The sequence below is a fragment of the Kineococcus endophyticus genome, from assembly GCF_040796495.1.
GTDB lineage: Bacteria > Actinomycetota > Actinomycetes > Actinomycetales > Kineococcaceae > Kineococcus > Kineococcus endophyticus.
Window position 1 is genome coordinate 47,759 of sequence record NZ_JBFNQN010000009.1, and the last position, 14,780, is coordinate 62,538.

The following is a 14,780-nucleotide window of genomic DNA, read 5'->3' on the forward strand; positions in this document are numbered from 1 at the left end:
CCGCGGACGCTCCGGCTCTCAGCCGGGCACGATCGCCACGGCCTCCACCTCGACGAGCTGGTCGGGCCAGCCGAGCACGGTGACGCCGAGCAGCGTGCTCGGGACGTCGTGGTCGCCGAACGCTGCGCTGACCACGTCCCACGCGGCGACGAGGTCCTCGTGCCGGGTGGTCGCGACGAGGACCCTCGTGCTCACGACGTCCGTCAGCTCGGCACCGACCGCCGCCAGCGCGGTGCGCAGGTTCTCGACGACCGCACGTGCCTGCCCGGCGACGTCCCCGACGCAGACGGTCCTGCCGTCCCGGTCGAGGGGGCAGCTGCCGGCGAGGAAGGTCAGCCGCGCTCCGGCGGGGACCGTGGCCGCGTACGCGTACGGGACGTCGGCGAGGTCCTGGCTGCGCACGAGCCGGACGCCCGTCACCGGACCGCGTCCACGACGAACTCCAGCCCCGGCCGGTCCGGTGCCTGGCCCACGGCGTCCACCGAGAACCCGCGCCGCGTCAGCGCGTCCTCCAGCTCGTCGAGCTCGCGGAAGCGGAGCGTGGAGTCGGAGACGACGACCTCACCCCGCAGCCGGTAGGTCTGCCGGAAGCTCACGAACGGCGGCGCCACGTCGAGCAGCGAGAAGGCGCGCTCGACCCGGCCGACGCCGGGCACGTCGCGGTGCTCCTCGACCGGCTCCCACGTCTCCCACGCCCGGGCCTGCGGCCGTCGCGCCTCCAGGACGAACCGGCCGCCGGGACGCACGGCCCGGGCCACCCCGGCCAGCGCGTCGTCGAGGTCGTCGTCGGTGAGGAACACCTGGGCGACGTTGCCCGTCATGACGGCCAGGTCGGCTCCCAGCGGCGGGAGGTCGGCGGCGGCGAGGTGCAGCCAGGTGACGCGGTCGCCGCGGGTCCGGGCGACGTCCACGCTGGCGGCGGCCGGGTCGGCGCCCGTCACCTCCAGACCCAGGTCCGCGAGCCGCGCCGCGAGGACCCCCGTCCCGCACCCCACGTCGAGGACCCGCCGGGTACCGGGGACGTGCGCGCGGGCCACGTACGGGTCGAGGTCGGGCCGTCGGGGGTCCTCGAAGGCGTCGTACACGACGGCGAGACGCGGGTCGGCGAAGATCGGGTCCGGCACGTCCCGATCCTGCGCGCCTCCCCCTCTCCGGTCACCCCCTTTTCCGGCCCCCGTCCCGCGTGGAAAACACTCTTTCCGCCCTTCGAAGCGGCCTGCGGAGGGCGGAAGGAGTGTTTTCCACGCGGGACAGGGGGGACGCGGGTGGGGGGCCTCAGCGGACGGCGGTGAGGAAGTCGGTGAACTCGCGGGGCTGGACGTGCACGACGATCCGACGCAGGAGCCCGTCGACGTCGAACGCCACGGCGACGTCGGGGACGTGGACGCCGTAGAGCTGCAGGTCGAGGGCGAGGGCCTCGCTGAGGAAGTCGCCCGGCTCCACCTCGAGGACGTCCCGGCGTCCGGTGCCGTCGAGGGAGCCCCACCACCGCTCGAGGAGTTCGCGTTGCGTCACGACTGCTTCATCGCTGCGTGACGACACACGTTTCGCGCCGTCCCCCGTCCGGAGCAGGGGCCCCGCGTGCAGGCCGGGACGGGGCGGCGCAGGGTGGGGCCATGGACGCCAAGGACCTCCTCCTCGACCTCTACGGCCGCATCCCCGCCGCCGCGCACGCCGCCGTCGACGGCCTGGACGAGGACACGCTCACCGCTCGGCTCGACCCGCAGGCCAACAGCATCGCCTGGCTCGTGTGGCACCTCGTCCGCGTCCAGGACGACCACGTCAGCGAGGTGGCCGGCCACGAGCAGACCTGGACGGCCGACGGCTGGGCCGGCCGGTTCGCCCTCCCGTTCGACGACGGCGAGACGGGGTACGGCTTCGACGCCGACCAGGTCGGGCGGGTCCGGGCGGGCGCCGACCTGCTGACCGGGTACCTCGACGCCGTCCAGGACCGGACGACGGCCTACCTGCGGACCCTGTCGGACACCGACCTCGACCGGGTCGTCGACGAGCAGTGGGACCCGCCGGTCACGCTCGGGGTGCGTCTGGTGAGCGTCGCCGACGACGACCTCGAGCACGCGGCGCAGGCGGCGTTCCTGCGCGGGGTGCTGGAACGGCGCTGAAACGCAGAACGACCCCCGTCCCAGCAGGGACGGGGGTCGTTCAGGCGTTCGTCAGAGACGGACGACGTTGGCGGCCTGGGGGCCCTTGGCGCCCTGGGTCACCTCGAACTCGACGGTGTCGTTCTCCTCGAGGTTGCGGTACCCGTTGCCGGAGATCGCGGAGTAGTGGACGAAGACGTCCGGACCACCGTCGGTGGGGGCGATGAAGCCGAAGCCCTTCTCGCCGTTGAACCACTTGACAGTTCCCTGAGCCATGAGGCCTCCTCGGGTGTTGCGCCCCACTCGTGTGAGGCTCGCCGCCGAGGGTGCTGACCGGGTGGTGAGCGTACTGGGCCCTCGGTGATTCCCCGGGGCGCTGCGAGCACGTCGAAGAACTGCGACTAGCCCACAACGTAGCACGTCGCACGCCGGGGCGGGCAACTCCTCAGGCGGCGCGGAGCTGACCGACGAGCGGGCACGAGAACGGGTCCCGCGCGGCGATCCCCACCTGGTTCAGGTAGGCGACGATGTCGGCGAAGGACCGCGCCAGCGATGTCTCGGTGTAGGAGATGCCGTGCTCGGCGCAGAAGCGCTGCACGAAGGGACGCGCCGCGCGCAGGTTCGGTCGCGGCATGGACGGGAACAGGTGGTGCTCGACCTGGTGGTTGAGCCCCCCCATGACGAGGTCGACGAACCAGCCGCCCGAGATGTTGCGCGACGTCAGCACCTGGCGGCGGATGTAGTCGACCTTCGCCTCACGGGCCACGATCGGCATGCCGACGTGGTTGGGCGCGAACGCGCCGCCCATGGAGAACCCGAAGGCCGCCATGTGGACACCGAAGAACGCCGCACCCCGGGCGGGCCCGAGGAGCAGGACGAGGGCGCTCGCGTAGACGGCCCAGTGCACGACGATGAGCGAGGTGTCGATCCAGCGTCGCTTGCCCGCCCGGCCCTTGATCATCGTGCGGACCGAATCGGCGTGCAGGTTCAGGCCCGCGAGGGTCAGCAACGGCCAGAACCACCAGCCCTGCTTGGCGGTGGCCCAGCGCAGCAGGCCCTTGCGGCCGGCCGCGGCCTCGCCGTGGAACGAGACGACGTCGGACTCGATGTCGGTGTCCGTCCCGAGCTTGTTGGGGGCCTGGTGGTGGCGGGTGTGCTTGCCCATCCACCAGCCGTACGACAGGCCCGTCAGCAGGGCCGCGAAGATGCGCGCCGCCCACTCGTTGCCGCGGTGCGTGGCGAAGATCTGCCGGTGCGCGCCGTCGTGGCCCAGGAAGGCGAACTGCGTCAGGACGAGCGCAAGCGGGGCGGCCGTCAGCAGGACCAGCCACGAGTCGCGCAGCAGGACGGTGCCTGCGACGACGGCCGCGAAGGCCAGGGTCGTCGCGGCGATGCGCCCCCAGTAGTGCCCGGTGCGCCGGCGCATGAGACCGGCCTCCTGGACCGCCGCGGTCAGCGCCCCGTAGGGAGTGGTGCGGCGCGCTGGGCGGGCGTCGGTGGGCAGGGTCGTCACGGGGCTCCTCGGCGAGGTGGGGGGACGCGCCCGGTCTGGACGGGTCGGGCGGGTGCAACTGTGGTTGAACGTACAGGTCCGCCCGCTCGTGCCCCGGCGTTCCCGTCTACTCTTCTTCGGTGCCGTTCGCGGCGCGCCTGAGCCGTCCCGCCCGAGGAGAGCCGACCGAGTGAGCCAGTCGACGCAGTCGGACGCGGACGTCGCCGCCCAGGCGGACGCCCGCGAGGTCGCCCGGGTCGTCGCCGCCGAGGACGCGCACGTCGGCGGCCTCTACGCCCGGCTGGACCAGCTGCGGGCCCAGACCGCCGAACAGCTCGCCGAGGTGCGGCGCACCGAGGCGACCGGCACCCACCAGAACCGCTTCGAGCGGGACGCGTTCGCGACGCTCTACGAAGACCGCCTCTCCCAGCTGTGGTCGGTGGAGAACCGGCTCTGCTTCGGGCGGCTGGACCTGCGCGAGGGCACCCAGGACCCCCGCCGGTACGTCGGCCGCCTCGGCCTGGCCGACGAGCGGGGGACGCAGGTCCTGGTCGACTGGCGGGCGCCGGCGGCGCAGGACTTCTACCAGGCCACCGCGGCCTCTCCACGCGACGTCGTGCGACGCCGTCACCTGCTGACCTCCGGGCGGCGCGTCACGGGCGTCGACGACGAGGTGCTCGTGGCCGCCGACGGGGAGCGCACGACGGGCGACGCCGCCCTGCTGGCCGCCGTCACCGCCCCCCGCACCGGCCGGATGGGCGACATCGTGGCCACCATCCAGGCCGAGCAGGACCGCGTCATCCGCGCCTCCGAGCGCGGCGTCCTCGTCGTGCAGGGCGGGCCCGGCACGGGCAAGACCGCCGTGGCCCTGCACCGCACGGCCTACCTGCTCTACACCCACCGCGACCGGCTGGCCCGCAGCGGTGTCCTGCTCCTGGGTCCGAGCCCGGTCTTCCTGCGCTACGTCGAGCAGGTGCTGCCCGCGCTCGGCGAGACGGGCGTCGTCACGCTGACGCTCGGCGAGATGTACCCCGGCGTCGTGGGGCGCGGTGAGGACTCCCCCGCGGCCGCCCGCGTCAAGGGGTCGCTGCGGATGGTCGACGTCCTGGAGGCGGCCGTGGCCGCCCGCCAGCGCGTGCCCTCCCGGCCGATCCGCTTCGACCTCGACGGGACGCGGGTGCAGCTGCGCCCGGAGGCGATCGCGTCGGCCCGCACCCGGGCCCGCCGGACGCGCAAGCCCCACAACCTGGCGCGCGTGACGTTCGTGCGCGAGGTGCTGAACTCCCTCGTCAACTCCCTGGCCCGCGCCCGCGGCGTCGACCTCGGCGAGGAGCGCGACGACCTCGTCGCCGAACTGCGGGAGAACGTCGACGTGCGCCGCGAGGTCAACCTCTGCTGGATGCCGCTGACGCCGCAGAAGGTGCTGGCCGCCCTCTACCGGAACCCGGCGCTGCTCGCCGAGGTGGCCCCCGGCCTGTCCGAGCGCGACCGCGACGCCCTGCACCGGGAGGACCCGACCGCCTGGACCGAGGCCGACGTCCCGCTGCTCGACGAGCTCGCCGAACTCCTCGGGCCGCTGGAGGAGACGGCGACGGACGCCCGCGCCGCGGCCGAACGGGAGGAGCAGGTCGCCTACGCCCGCAAGGTCCTGGAGGACTTCGAGGCCTCCGGCGTCGGGAACCCGCTCGTCTCCCCCGAGCTCCTCGCCGACCGGTTCGCGACCGGCGGGCCCAGCGGCACCGTCGCCGAACGCGCCGCGGTGGACCGGACCTGGGCGTACGGGCACGTCGTCGTCGACGAGGCGCAGGAACTGTCCGCGATGGCCTGGCGCCTGGTGGAACGACGCTGCCCGTCGCGGTCCATGACGCTCGTCGGGGACGTCGCGCAGACGTCGAACCCCGCCGGTGCGCGGTCCTGGGCGCAGGCGCTGAAACCCGTCGTCGACGACCGGTGGCGGCTGGAGGAACTCACCGTCAACTACCGGACCCCGGCGAGGATCTCCCGCGTCGCCGCGGACGTGCTGCGGGCCGCGGGGATCGCCGCGAACCCGCCGACGCCCGTCCGCGAGGGCGAGCACGACCCCGTCGCCCGGCCGCTCGCCGGCCCCGGGTCCGTCGTGGAGCTCGTCCGGTCGCGGTTCGACGCGCTCGAGGAGGGCCGCATCGCCGTCCTGACGGCGCACGAGGACGGTCATGTCGGCTCCGACGCCCTGCGGGCCGCGGTGACCGCGGCCCTGCCCCCCGGCTCGGTCGCGGCCTCCCCCGACGACCTGGACGCGACGGTGTCGGTGCTCGACGTCCACCGCGCCAAGGGCCTGGAGTTCGACGTCGTGGTCCTCGTCGAACCCGCGGCCGTGCTGCGGCGCCCGCGGGGGGCGAACGACCTCTACGTCGCCCTGACCCGCGCGACGCAGGAACTGCACGTGCTGCACGCCGAACCGTTGCCCACGGGCATGGAGTCGCTCGCCTGACGGCTCACCAGGCCACGGCGAGGGCCCCCGCCAGCGCCAGCACCGCCCCCGCGGTGCGCACGACGTCGGCCCGCAGCAGCCGGCGCAGCAGCTCCGGTCGCGGCCCCTCCCGCCCCAGCCGGGCGTGCGTGGGCGCGGCGGCCGCGGCCGTCGTCCCCAGCGCCAGGACGGTGCCGACCGCCGCGACGACGAGACCGGCACCGACGGGCAGGGTCGCCAGCGCCCACGCCCAGGACGCCAGCAGCGCGCCGTACACGGCCGCGACGACGGGCGTGATCCGGCGGGTGTGCGCCGCGTGGACGGCGGCCCAGCGATCGGCCTCCGTCGCGACCAGGGCCGGGTACGCCACCGCCGTCACGACCGCCGAGAAGGCGGCGTGCGCGGCGGTGGCGGCCAGCAGGGCCGTGGCGGCGTCGGTCACGGGGTCATGCAACCGCCCGTGCCGCGCCGGTGCCCGTCCGGTCAGCCCTGGGGGCCGAACGCGTCGTCGTCGAAGACCGTCAGCGTCCCGAAGCCGTCCCCGACGACCGCCCCGCGAGGCGTCGCGATGGTCACGGTGAACCGGGCCTGCTGCTCCTCGGGGACGGTGTCCCCGGTCAGGGGGACGACGGCCGAGCCCGTGAGCGCACCGGCGGGGATGGTGACCCGCGTCCACGCGGCCGGGATGCGGCCGTCGAGGGCGGCGGCCGCGGTGTCGACGTCCACGGTCACCGGGACGGCCGAGCGGTGCGAGAGCGTCAGGGGCATCCGCAGCTCCTGGGTGCCGTCGGCTTCTACGGCCTGCACGTCCCCGATGCTCACGGCGGGCAGGGTCGTGACGACCCCCGTGCCGGTCGCCGGTGTGTCGAGGGCGACGTCGGACAGGAAGACGTTCGCCGTCGGCTTCAGCGGTGTGAACGAGACCGAGGCGAGGGTGCCGAGGTCCACGCCGGGGAAGGCGTCGAGCGGGATGCGGACCGTGCGCAGCCACGTCTTCGCGGCCCCCTGACCGTCCTGCGACCACGGCGACGCCAGCACCGGCAGCGCCGTGAGCGCGGTGGAGTACCGGGAGACGGGGACGCTCGCGGTGCGGCCCTTCGCGTCCGTCAGGGTCACCTGCAGGTCGGTGCTCAGCGTCCGCGCGGGCGCGGCGCGGAACGTCAGGGCCTGGTGCACCCCCGCAGCGGCTCCCGGAGCCACGCGCACGGTGACGGGCTTGCGCTGGCCGACGGTCCAGCGGGCGTGCAGCAGCGGGGTGGCCGGGACGGTGGGCGCGAAGGCGGCCGGCGTCCAGTGCGGCAGGGACCCCGCGTACGGGTCCTGCGAGGTGCAGCGAGCGGCCTGGCCGGGCACCGGCTCACCCGCGCCGACGCAGAACGCCGACTTCGACGCCAGGGTCACCGAGGAGGAGGGACCTTCGAGCCGGGCCAGGTCGGTGCGCGCGGACGAGGGCTGCTGGGCCTCGGTGTGGACCACGGCGCGACCGGCCGAGGCCGCACGCCCGCCGGTGCCGTCGAACAGCGGACGGAACTGCTCCTCGCCGCCGAGGTTGAGGCGGAAGAACCCCGAGACGTAGGCGGCCCCGACGGCGCGCTGCTCGGCCGCGGTGAGGCGCTGCGGGGAGGAGGAACCGCAGACCGGGTCGTCGTCGACGCCCCAGTCGTCGTTCGAGGGTGCCTGGGACACCCCGGGCGTCCACTCGGAGTTGAAGAAGTTGTGGTTCGCACCCATGACGAGCAGTGACGTGCGCAGGACGTCGTCCTTCGCGGCGTATCGGGTGTCGTCGTAGAAGTGCTGGCCCTGCTGGTCGGAGACGTCGCCGTCGCAGTACGGCAGGACGACGGCCATCGCCGCGCCGGGCAGCGTCTGCCGGGCGAAGTCGACGGGGGCCAGCGGCATGACGGCCCGGATGCCGTACGGGTCGGGGCGCTCGGCGTTGAGGAGGGCGGCGCGCACGACGCCCTCGCCCCCGCGCGAGTGTCCCATGAGGCCGACGTCGGACAGGTCGAGGCGACCCTTCAAGGGCGCTCCGGCCACGCCGCCCCGGCCCGCCGTGAAGGCCCGCAGGAGGTCGAGGTGGGCGAGGACGAGCTCGCCGCGGGCCTGGGCGCCGCCGTCCTCGGCCTGGTAGTCCAGGGCGTTGATCCCGTCGGCGCTGATCGAGACGACCGCGTACCCCTGGGAGGCCAGCGCCTCGGCGGCCTGGCCGTAGCCGAGGTGGCTCGGGACCGGCTTCGCGCCGCCCGAGCACGGCCAGCCCTCGTCGAACTGGTCCCCGTCGCCGCCGTAGCAGGCCTGGTGGCGGCCGTGCAGGAAGACGACGACGGGACGGGGACCGGTGGCCCCCTTCGGCAGGTAGACGGCGGCGCGCTCCTCGACGGCCTGCCCACCCAGGCCGGGCAGCCGGACCGCGGTGTCGCCGAGGTCGTAGTCGGCGCGGGTGACGGCGTAGCGACCCTTCGCGCCGGGGTCGTCGGCGAGGGTCCGGCTCCCCGGGTCCGGCTGGGCGGCGGCCGGCGCGGCGGCGTGCTTGAGCACGCGCGCCTCCTGACCGGCCACGACGCCGTTCCACGCGAGCCGGACGCTGCGCGCGCGGGCGACGCGCGGGTCGGAGGTCTGGACGGTGAGGGTGCGGCGGTCGGAGTCCTCGCGCGCCGTGCCGAGCAGGACGCCGTCCACGACGAGCTGGGGCTGCGCGGCCCGCACGGGCACGCCGCCGGGCAGGGTGAGGTCGACGTCCCACGACCCGGCGCCGGCCGGGGTGACCGTCCACGGTGCCGAGGCCGTCGTCCCGCTGGCGACGGGGGCGGGGACGGCGGGTGCGGCACCGGCGGCCGGGGCGAACGCGAGCGCCGCCGCGAGGGTCAGCGCACCCCCGGTGACCCCGCGGGCCACGCGCCGCCTGCTCGATGACCTGACCACGTGCGGCTCCCTCGTCCGGGGCGCCCGGCGCCCGCCGGCGTCCGATGATCACGGGCGCCGCGCGAACGCTCCCACAGCCCGCACGCGCGCGGGGCGTCGTTCACCGGATCGCCGACATCAAGGTCGCGGTCCCGCAAAGGACCTCTCAGACGCGGCGGTTGCGCAGGACGGGCAGGGTCTCGCGCACCGTCCGGACCCGGTCGAGGTCGAGGTCGACGACGAGCCGTCCCGGCTCCTCCCCCAGCTCGGCGACGACGACGCCGAGGGGGTCGACGACGCGGCTGCGGCCGATGCCCGTGGGGGCGTCACCGGACGGGCCGGGCGGGCGCGCCTGCCCGCACGCCAGCACCCAGCTCGTGCTGTCGAGGGCGCGGGCGCGGGTCAGCAGGTCCCACTGCTCGGCCTTGCCCGGTCCCTCGCCCCACGAGGCCGCCACGACGAGCACCTGCGCCCCGGCGTCGGCCAGGGCGGTGGCGAGCCCCGGGAAGCGGACGTCGTAGCAGGTGCTGAGCCCGACGCCGACCCCGTCGACGTCCAGGACGACGTGCCGCTCGCCCGCCTCGACGGTGTCGGACTCGGCGTACCCGTAGGCGTCGAAGAGGTGGACCTTGTCGTAGTGGTCGCGCACCCCGGCACCGCGGGCCAGCAGGGTGTTGCGCACCCGGCCGCCGGCCCCGGGGCTGAAGGCGCCCGCGACGACCGTCAGGCCGGCGTCCTCGGCCGTGCGTTCCAGGGAGGTCGCCCACGGGCCGTCGACGGGTTCGGCCACGGGCGCCAGCGGCACCCCGAAGCAGCACGACGTCGCCTCGGGCAGCACCAGCAGCCGCGCCCCCGCGGCGCAGGCCGCGGCGACCTCCGCCCGGACCAGGTCGAGGTTGGCGGCGGGGTCGGGTCCGCTGCTGATCTGCGACAGGGCGATGCGCACGAGGTCTGCCTACCACGGCGGTCCGACGGGCGGGCGGGTCAGCGGGCGAGGAACAGCCGGACCGCGAGGGCCAGACCGGCGACGGCGACCACGACGCGCAGGTACCGGGGGTCGACCCGCCGCACGACGGGCGGGCCGAGCCGGCCACCCACGACGCAGCCGACGCCGAGGGCGAGCGCGGCCCACCAGTCGACGGGTCCGAAGACGGCGAAGCCGACGGCCGCCACGGTGTTCGCCGCGCCCGTGAGCATGTTCTTCAGGGCGTTGTTGCGGGCGAGGGACTGCGCGTGCAGGAGTTCGGTCAACGCCAGCATGAGGACGCCTGCGGCGGCCCCGAAGTAGCCGCCGTAGACGCCGACGAGGAACACGGCCGCCAGGACGAGCGGGTTGCGGGCCGACCACCGCCCCGGGCGCAGCTGCTGCACGCGCGGCTGGACGAGGAGGAGCAGTGCGGCCCCGGCGACGAGGAACGGGACGACCCCCTCGAAGGTCGTCGAGGGCAGCGCGAGCAGCAGCACGCACCCCAGCGCCCCGCCCGCGGCGGCGACGGGCACGAGCCGGCGCATCCGGGCGCCCTGACCGGTGAGCTCGGGCCGCGAACCGGCCGCCGTCCCGGCCGTCACCCCCAGGAGCGCCACGGTGTTCGTCACGTTCGCCGCCAGCGGTGGCAGTCCGGCGAGCAGCAGCGCCGGGTAGGACACGAGCGAGGCCAGCCCCGCCGTGCTGCCCACGAGTCCGGCCGCGACGCCGGCGAGCAGCAGCAGCGGCACCTCGATCACGGGCCCCAGTGAACCGGCTGCCCGGACCCGACCTGCGAACCGGGCCCCGGAAGGGTCTCCCCTCGTGTCGGGGGTCTGTGCTGTGCTGGGCCCTGTGACGACGACCACTCCCGGGACCAGCCCCCTGACCCGTGACGAGCTCGAGCGCGAACTCGCCGCGCGCCGGGCGGAGCTGCGCGGCTACTGCTACCGGATGCTGGGCTCGGCCTTCGACGCCGAGGACGCCGTCCAGGACACGATGGTGCGGGCCTGGAAGTCCGTCGAGGGGTTCGAGGGCCGCTCCGGCGTGCGGTCGTGGCTGTACCGGATCGCGACGAACGTCTGCCTGACGACGATCGAGACGCGGGGCCGACGGGCCCGTCCGATGGACCTGTCGGCGACGGCGTGGGAGCCGGTCGAGGCGTCGCTCGTCCGCACGCGCGGCGAGGACACCTGGCTGGAGCCGATGGTGGACGAGCGGGTGCTGCCCGAGGCCGGGGACCCGGCCGAGATCGCGGTCGCGCGGGAGTCGGTGCGGCTCGCGTTCGTCGCTGCGCTGCAGCACCTCCCGCCGCGCCAGCGCGCCGTGCTGATCCTGCGCGACGTGCTGCGCTGGAAGGCCGACGAGGTCGCCTCGCTGCTGGACACGACGACGGCGTCGGTCAACAGCGCGCTGCAGCGGGCGCGCGCCACCCTCGCCGAGCGCCCCGACGTCGGCCGCACCGAACCGCTGGGCGAGAGCCACCAGGCGCTCCTGGAGCAGTACGTGCGCGCCTTCGAGGCCTACGACATCGACGCCTTCGTCGAACTGCTGGCCGCCGACGTCACGCAGAACATGCCGCCGTTCGAGCTGTGGCTGGAGGGCGCCGACGACATCGCCGCGTGGATGGTCGGCCCGGGCCACCAGTGCCGCGGGTCCAAGCTCGTGCCGGTGACGATGAACGGCTCCCCGGCCTTCGTGCACTACAAGCCGATCGGCGCCGACGGGGAACTGGTGCCCTTCGCCGTGCAGGCCCTCGAGCTGGCCGACGGGAGGATCGCGCGGATCACGTCCTTCCTGGACACCCGGCTCTTCGACCTCTTCGGGTTCCCGACCGAGCCGCCGGCCTGAGGACGTGGGGGACCCGCGCGGATCAGCCCATGGACTTCCGCCCGTCCACCGCCTCGCGCAGCAGGTCGGCGTGCCCGGCGTGCTGGGAGATCTCCGCCAGCAGGTGCAGGAAGACGCGGCGGGCCGACCACTCCTCCTTCTCGAACCAGGGCGCCTCGGGCAGCGGGAACGCCCGGTCGAGGTCGAGCGTGCGGACGGCCTCGTCGGTGCGGGCCGCGACGGCGGCGTAGTCGGCCAGGACCCCGGCCACGGTCTCCCCCGGCAGCAGCCGGAAGGAGTCGGCACGCGCCTGCCAGTCGGTCTGCTCGAACGTGGGGAAGGCCGAGGTGCCCTCGCGGGCGAACCGCACCCACTGGTCCTCGGTGTCCGCGACGTGCTTGACGAGCCCGCCGAGGCACAGCTCGCTGACCGTGGTGCGCGCGGCGGCCTGCTCGTCGGTGAGGTCGGTCAGCGTGGCGGTGAACAGCCACCGGTGCTTGGCGAGGGCCGCCAGGATCGCGGCGCGCTCGTCGGACAGCGGTTCCTCGGTGCCCGGCTCGACGGTCGTCATGGGCGAACGCTACGACCGCGCCGTGTCCGAGCACAGCCCTAAACTCGTCCCGATGCCCACGGCCCCAGCTCGCGCCCCGAAGTCGACCCCGCGCACCCTCGCCGAGGACCTGCGTGCCCGCGCGGACGAGGACCTGCGGGCCCTGTTCGCCGCGCGCCCCGACCTCGCCGCTCCCCTGCCGACGTCGTCCTCGGCGCTGGCGACGCGGGCGACGACGCGCGCCAGCACCCAGCGCGCGCTCGAACGCCTGGACACCCCGCTGCTGCAAGTGGCCGAGGTGCTGACGGTCCTGCCCGACCCGACGAGCGTGACCGCCGTCTCGAAGGCGTGGGGCGCCAAGGCGGGCGACGTCGTCGCGGAGCTGCGCCGCCGGGCGCTGGTGTGGGGCCCGGACCGCCGGCTGCACCTCGTCTCCGCCGTCCGCGAGCTCCTCGGGCCGCACCCCGCCGGGCTGGGCCCGTCCCTGGCCGACGCGCTGGGCCGGCGCTCGCCGCAGCGGCTGGCCGAACTGCTCGAGGACCTCGGCCTGGAGGTCAGCCACGACCCGGAGGTCGCGCTGGCCCGGCTCGCCGAGCACCTGGCCGCGACCGGCACCGTGGAGACGCTCCTGGAGGCTGCCCCCGACGGCGTGCGCGCCGTCCTCGACAAGCTCACCTGGGGGCCCCCGACGGGAGCCGTGGAGCGGGCCGACCGGCAGGTGCGGGCGGCCTCGGCGAGCGGCCCGGTGGAGTGGCTGCTCTCCCACGGGTTGCTGGCCGTGTCGGGTCCGGGGACCGTCGTCCTGCCGCGGGAGGTGGGCCTGGCCCTGCGCGGCGGGCGCGTGCACCGGAGTGCGGAGCGGACGGCACCGGAGCTCAGCACGACGCAACGCCCTGTGCCGCAGGTGCTCGCGGCCTCGGCCGAGGCCGCCACCGAAGCGTGCCGGCTGGTCGCCGAGCTCGGCCGCTGGTGGGGCACGGCCGGCCCGCCGGTGCTGCGGGCGGGTGGCTTGGGCGTGCGGGACCTGCGCCGGACGGCGACCGCGCTGGAGGTCGACGACCCCACGGCGGCGCTCGTCGTCGAGACGGCGTGGGTGGCCGGGCTCGTCGCCGACGACCGCGAGGTCGAACCGCGCTGGCTGCCGACGCCGGCGTTCGACGCGTGGCTGGAGGAGGAGCCCGGGGAGCGCTGGCTGACGCTCGTCTCGGCCTGGCTGCCGTCGACCCGCGTGCCGGCGATGGTCGGCACGCGGGACGCGAAGGACTCCCCGCGCAACGCCCTGGGCGCCGACCTCGACCGCGCGTCGGCCCCCGCGGTGCGGCAGGCGGTGCTGGCCGAGCTCGCGGCGCTGCCCGAGGGCCAGGCCGCCGACGCCGCGAGCCTCGCGGACCGGCTGCGGTGGACCGCTCCGCGCCGGGCGAGCCGGCTGCGCGAGGACCTCGTGACGTGGACGCTGCGGGACGCGAGCTGGCTCGGGGTCCTGGGTGCGGGTGCGCTCGGCGCGGCCGGGCGGGCCCTGCTCGCCGGGGACGAGGACGGGGCGCGCCGGGCGCTGGAGGCCGCGCTGCCGACACCGGTGCGCGAAGTCCTGCTGCAGGCCGACCTCACGGCCGTGGCGCCGGGTCCGCTCGAGCCGGCGCTGGCCCGGCGGCTGGAGTCCCTGGCCCGGGTGGAGAGCCGGGGCGGGGCGACCGTCTACCGGTTCGACCCGACGTCGGTGCGGCGCGGGCTGGACGAGGGCGCCACGGCCGACGAGGCCCTCGCCTTCCTCGCCGAGCTGTCCTCGACCGGGGTCCCGCAGCCGCTGGAGTACCTCCTCCGCGACGTCGCCCGCCGGCACGGGCGCGTCCGGGTCGGTCGGGCCGCCGCGTACGTGCGCGCCGAGGACCCGGCCCTGCTCGCCGAGCTGGTGACCGACAAGCGGTGCGCTCCGCTGCGGCTGCGGCTGCTGGCCCCCACCGTCCTGGCGGCGGCGGCCGAACCGGACGAGGTGCTCGCGGTGCTGCGGGAGGTCGGTGCGGCCCCGGCGGCCGAGGGCCCCTCGGGTGAGCTCGTCGTGCGCCGGCCCACGGTGGCCCGGACCGGGTCGACCCCGCCGCCGCGCCCCGTCACCGGGGAGCCGCCGCTGCCTGGTCCCTCGCTCGTGAACGCCGCGGTGCAGACCCTGCGCGCCGGGGACGAGGACATCGCGGAGCTGGAGCGCAAGCGCGACCGGCACAAGCACGCCCCTGCCCTGCCGACGATGGACCCGACGACGTCGCTGTCGGTGCTGCGCGAGGCCGTGGCCCGGCGTCAACCCGTGTGGATCGGCTACGTCGACACCGCGGGAGCCGCGGGCCGTCACCTGGTCGACGCGCTCGGCGTCGACGGAGGGAGGATCACGGCCTTCGACCACACCGAACGGACGGTGCGGTCCTTCTCCGTCCACCGGATCACCGGAGTGGTCCAGGCCGAGCCGTGAGCGTGAGGTGCGTGTCGGGGCCGTGGGCTAG

At 75.6% G+C, this 14,780-nt stretch carries 14 protein-coding genes; 4 read left to right on the top strand and 10 right to left on the bottom strand.

The features are described 5' to 3' along the window. Positions 1–18: 18 nt before the first annotated feature. The 3 genes from AB1207_RS13810 to AB1207_RS13820 form a co-directional block, all read right to left on the bottom strand. Positions 19–420, bottom strand: a complete 402-nt coding sequence (locus tag AB1207_RS13810; RefSeq protein WP_367638962.1) for a RidA family protein — start codon at positions 418–420, stop codon at positions 19–21. Then, the gene (locus tag AB1207_RS13815) at positions 417–1,124 is read right to left on the bottom strand and encodes a class I SAM-dependent methyltransferase (protein ID WP_367638963.1); all 708 of its coding nucleotides are present in this window, start codon (positions 1,122–1,124) and stop codon (positions 417–419) included. The genes AB1207_RS13810 and AB1207_RS13815 overlap by 4 nt, the downstream gene beginning before the upstream one ends. Positions 1,125–1,275: 151 nt before the next feature. Then, entirely contained in the window at positions 1,276–1,515 is a 240-nt protein-coding gene (locus AB1207_RS13820; protein WP_367638964.1) for a hypothetical protein, read from the bottom strand. Positions 1,516–1,616: 101 nt separating this feature from the next. Here AB1207_RS13820 and AB1207_RS13825 point away from each other — a divergent pair, with 101 nt between their 5' ends. Next, entirely contained in the window at positions 1,617–2,123 is a 507-nt protein-coding gene (locus tag AB1207_RS13825) for a mycothiol transferase (protein ID WP_367638965.1), read from the top strand. A gap of 51 nt (positions 2,124–2,174) precedes the next feature. Here the strand turns inward: AB1207_RS13825 and AB1207_RS13830 are convergent, their stop codons facing one another. After that, the gene (locus tag AB1207_RS13830) at positions 2,175–2,378 is read right to left on the bottom strand and encodes a cold-shock protein (RefSeq protein WP_106212702.1); all 204 of its coding nucleotides are present in this window, start codon (positions 2,376–2,378) and stop codon (positions 2,175–2,177) included. A gap of 169 nt (positions 2,379–2,547) precedes the next feature. Next, positions 2,548–3,615, bottom strand: coding sequence for a fatty acid desaturase family protein (locus AB1207_RS13835; protein WP_367638966.1), 1,068 nt, complete (start codon positions 3,613–3,615; stop codon positions 2,548–2,550). A gap of 169 nt (positions 3,616–3,784) precedes the next feature. On the opposite strand from AB1207_RS13835, the gene AB1207_RS13840 reads away from it, so the two are divergent. Next, a complete protein-coding gene (locus AB1207_RS13840; protein ID WP_367638967.1) occupies positions 3,785–6,064 on the top strand; it encodes a HelD family protein in 2,280 nt (759 codons plus the stop codon). A gap of 4 nt (positions 6,065–6,068) precedes the next feature. On the opposite strand, the gene AB1207_RS13845 is transcribed toward AB1207_RS13840, so the two are convergent. The 4 genes from AB1207_RS13845 to AB1207_RS13860 all read right to left on the bottom strand — a co-directional run bounded on the left by AB1207_RS13845 (position 6,069) and on the right by AB1207_RS13860 (position 10,669). Beyond that, the gene (locus tag AB1207_RS13845; protein ID WP_367638968.1) at positions 6,069–6,485 is read right to left on the bottom strand and encodes a hypothetical protein; all 417 of its coding nucleotides are present in this window, start codon (positions 6,483–6,485) and stop codon (positions 6,069–6,071) included. Between the two features lie 41 nt (positions 6,486–6,526). Further along, positions 6,527–8,938, bottom strand: coding sequence for a poly(ethylene terephthalate) hydrolase family protein (locus AB1207_RS13850; protein WP_367638970.1), 2,412 nt, complete (start codon positions 8,936–8,938; stop codon positions 6,527–6,529). Positions 8,939–9,110: 172 nt separating this feature from the next. Beyond that, on the bottom strand, positions 9,111–9,890 hold the full coding sequence (locus AB1207_RS13855) for a carbon-nitrogen hydrolase family protein (RefSeq protein ID WP_367638971.1): 780 nt from the start codon (positions 9,888–9,890) through the stop codon (positions 9,111–9,113). A gap of 38 nt (positions 9,891–9,928) precedes the next feature. Continuing rightward, positions 9,929–10,669: a sulfite exporter TauE/SafE family protein gene (locus AB1207_RS13860; RefSeq protein WP_367638972.1), complete on the bottom strand. Its 741-nt coding sequence runs from the start codon at positions 10,667–10,669 to the stop codon at positions 9,929–9,931. A gap of 94 nt (positions 10,670–10,763) precedes the next feature. Between AB1207_RS13860 and AB1207_RS13865 the strand changes: the two genes are divergently transcribed. Beyond that, positions 10,764–11,759: a sigma-70 family RNA polymerase sigma factor gene (locus AB1207_RS13865; RefSeq protein WP_437178941.1), complete on the top strand. Its 996-nt coding sequence runs from the start codon at positions 10,764–10,766 to the stop codon at positions 11,757–11,759. Between the two features lie 22 nt (positions 11,760–11,781). Here AB1207_RS13865 and AB1207_RS13870 read toward each other — a convergent pair whose 3' ends face one another. Beyond that, positions 11,782–12,309: a DinB family protein gene (locus tag AB1207_RS13870; RefSeq protein WP_367638973.1), complete on the bottom strand. Its 528-nt coding sequence runs from the start codon at positions 12,307–12,309 to the stop codon at positions 11,782–11,784. Between the two features lie 52 nt (positions 12,310–12,361). On the opposite strand from AB1207_RS13870, the gene AB1207_RS13875 reads away from it, so the two are divergent. Next, complete coding sequence (locus AB1207_RS13875; RefSeq protein ID WP_367638974.1) at positions 12,362–14,749, top strand: helicase-associated domain-containing protein; 2,388 nt, start codon at positions 12,362–12,364, stop codon at positions 14,747–14,749. Positions 14,750–14,780: the final 31 nt, after the last annotated feature.

Bases quoted from the DNA above. Each gene is read 5' to 3' on its own strand.
- AB1207_RS13825 (WP_367638965.1), top strand. From the start codon at position 1,617: ATGGACGCCAAGGACCTCCTCCTCGACCTCTACGGCCGCATCCCCGCC.
- AB1207_RS13830 (WP_106212702.1), bottom strand. From the start codon at position 2,378: ATGGCTCAGGGAACTGTCAAGTGGTTCAACGGCGAGAAGGGCTTCGGC.
- AB1207_RS13870 (WP_367638973.1), bottom strand. From the start codon at position 12,309: ATGACGACCGTCGAGCCGGGCACCGAGGAACCGCTGTCCGACGAGCGC.
- AB1207_RS13875 (WP_367638974.1), top strand. From the start codon at position 12,362: ATGCCCACGGCCCCAGCTCGCGCCCCGAAGTCGACCCCGCGCACCCTC.